A 3,082-nucleotide genomic window follows, 5' to 3' on the forward strand; every position below is an offset into this window, starting at 1 on the left:
TTTAGGGATTATTGTTAATGATTACATTCGCATTATTTTTGTTAGGTAATGGTCTTGAATCATAACCAGTTAATAGAGCATTATCGTTTAATAAAGTATTACCGCTTGGTAATGCTTATTAGTAATTGTTTATGTAATTAGAAAAGTATTAACAAGATTATTAAACTCAATTCATACTTAATTTAAAAAAATTCAATGCTAATAATGAAGTTGATTGTGATTAATTAATTAAATATAAGTGGCTAGAATATTGATCATCAAGGCAATAATAACTAGGTTAAAAGCAAAAGCGATAACACAATGTAAAGTAGCAAGGTTTCTTCCTGCCGTAGATATAAATGTGGTATCCGCAGTTTGAGCGGATGTTCCAATTGAAACGGCACAATAAAAGAAATCTTCAAAACTAGGACTAACCATTTGTTTATGGTTAGTGTCAGAGTTCGTGTTTGCCTCAGGAAATGCTATTGGCAAGGCATCGCCCTTTTGTAATTGAGAAAAATATAAAAAAGCATAATGCATCGCAAATATAATTTGAATCATCAGCCATGTTGTAAAGATAGTACCAATAGTCAAGCTAATAGATAATACAAACTCCCAATCCTGATAGTTTTTAGTCATTTGAGTTTGCTTGGTTAAGGAGTACACACAAATAAAGCTTGAGATTATAATTAAACTTAAAACAGAAAATTGGCTTTGTTTTACACTATTAAGGTGCTCATGCATCGTATCTCTATTAAGCATGATAATGATATTGAGAATATATAATAAGATGGTGCTGTCCCAGCCAATAATAAATGAAGTACTTAGCGATAAAGACAGTAATGTCGTGCATGCCAGCCCAACCAAAGCCCCTGCCAATAGACTACTTATTAAGCGCCAATGGGTAGTTAATATATCGTTTAATAGTGTCATAATATCGCCCTATTTTTTTTATTATTTCACTGTCAATAGCAAGACTACTTTTTGATAAAACTACTCAAACCACCTGAAATAAGTAGTGTGGTATCAGTCAACCCTTGAATGGGTTTAATCCCTGCCCTAAGACCGGTTTCAATACCAATATATCTTGGCTCCCAGCGGGGATGATACTTTTCCTTAAATTGTCTTAAACCTTCAAAATTGTAATAATCTTTCCCATATTTGGTGACAGTTTGGGTAACAAAGCGCCAAGTGCGACCTGTTCCAACGTCCATACCTGTAGGATTATAAAGGTTAACAGTATTTAAGTTTGTGGTTGTATTAATCAACTTATGCGAGTCAAAACTTGCTGTTTTAACCTCATTTGATGCATTACTATTTATGGGAGCCTTGCTAGATGAAGTGCTAGATGTATTCTTTATTGAATTGCTAGGTGAATTATTAAGTACAGGGTTTGGTACATTACTACATAAATTGCTAGGTACAATACCAGTAAAGGGTGCACCGCCTAAACTAAAGTTATGATAGCCTTGCTCCTTACCCCAGACAAAAAGATTAACAAACAAATAGTCCATAATGCTCTTAATCTCTTTACCTTCCTCGTTATAGACAACTCGGTAGCGCATAAGATCGACTGATAACTCATGCAAGCCGCCGCTTTTCCATATATTTGAAAATGCAACAATAGTATTGTTATATTTAATAATGGCACAGTCAAAATGTTTTAAGTAATTTTCGTCAAAATACCCAAGTGAGAATCCCTTTTCAACAGAGCCTTTGTCATTTAACCAAATATCAGATATTACCTTTAATTCGCCTAAAATGTTTGCCACTTGCTCTGGTGGCACAACCTCAAAAGTCAGTCCATCTTTGTTACCGCGACTGATAGTTTGTCGATACTTAGCATTCTTACTACCTTGCAAACTATATTTATCCAAATCTACAATCGCTTCTTCACCGATTTTTAATAACTGAATGCCATTTTTATTGAGAAGATAGCCGTATCGATTGCTAACTTCATAAAAAACATAAGCGCCGCCAAATCCTTGTGCTAATGCAATAAATTTATTGATTAATTCAAAAAACTCGCTTTCGTCTCCTATAGGATCAGACATCGCAATCCAGCTTCTACCATGCACTTGATACATAATAAAGCTATTTCCAGTGTTACTAAAAAGAAGCTGTTTGTCCCCAAGTAAGCTTAGATTTGCAATAGCCTTGGTCGACATTTTAATGACTTTTTCCGCTTTTAGTAAGTCATCAAAAGAAGCTTTTACAGGTTTTGGTTTTTTAAATCTAATTAAGCTGAACATCACATAGCTGATTGAAAAAATAGTAAGAACGGCATAAGAACGCATAAAGCGAGCGCCGCTGTCCCCTGTAGTGTCCCACCATAAACTAGCTGTGTAGGGTTCATGACGATGTACGAACATCCCTACCCAAAATAGACTAATAAAAAGTATAGATAACAAAGATAAATTTGGTAAGTTAAGACGTAAACTCATTAATGAGGACTGTCTATTAAAAATATCTTTTTTTACATAGAGCACCATGAACGCCAATATAGCCAAGCAAGCTGTTTCATACTCAAGATGCTTAATGAGCAAAGTGACACTAGATAGCCCTAATAGCCACATTGTCAATAGCCATGCACCATTTAAACGTTGATATAAACCTCGTGCCAATACTATTAAAGCAAAGCCCATTAAGGTATTTAATAAATAGGATGCCTCCACAATAGAAAAAGGTAGTAACTCATTTAGAAGTAATTCTCTATCTTGATTGGGCGGTAAGATACTAACAATAAGCATTAACAACCCAACAATAGCAATAATTAAAGCCATTAATTGAGGTAACCAGTCAATCGCTGATATATGAGGAGGCTGGGTATCACAGTTAGTCAAAATTTCTGGAACAGTTGGTTCGTTTTTGAGGTGTAACTGATGATAAGCATTTTTACCTGAACGGATATACGCTTCATGCAATATGAAGGATAAGATGCCAAGCAAAAAAGGAATGATATAATATAAGATACGGAATAATAAAAGGACAGATAAAAGAGTCGTCTTATCGACTTTAGGCAATGAGGTAACCATCGTTAGCTCAAATACGCCGAGCCCAGCTGGCACATGACTGATAATACCTAAGGTTACTGCTAGGACAT

The 3,082-nt window shown here is 34.9% G+C and carries 2 protein-coding genes; both read right to left on the reverse strand.

The features are described from left to right. Positions 1-228: 228 nt before the first annotated feature. Positions 229-912, reverse strand: a complete 684-nt coding sequence (locus QZ265_RS10370) for a DUF1345 domain-containing protein (protein ID WP_296405913.1) — start codon at positions 910-912, stop codon at positions 229-231. A 44-nt stretch (positions 913-956) separates the two neighbouring features. Continuing rightward, on the reverse strand, positions 957-3,082 hold a 2,126-nt coding region (locus QZ265_RS10375), incomplete at its 5' end, for a phosphatidylglycerol lysyltransferase domain-containing protein (protein ID WP_296405914.1).

The organism is Psychrobacter sp., assembly GCF_018260395.1.
GTDB lineage: Bacteria > Pseudomonadota > Gammaproteobacteria > Pseudomonadales > Moraxellaceae > Psychrobacter.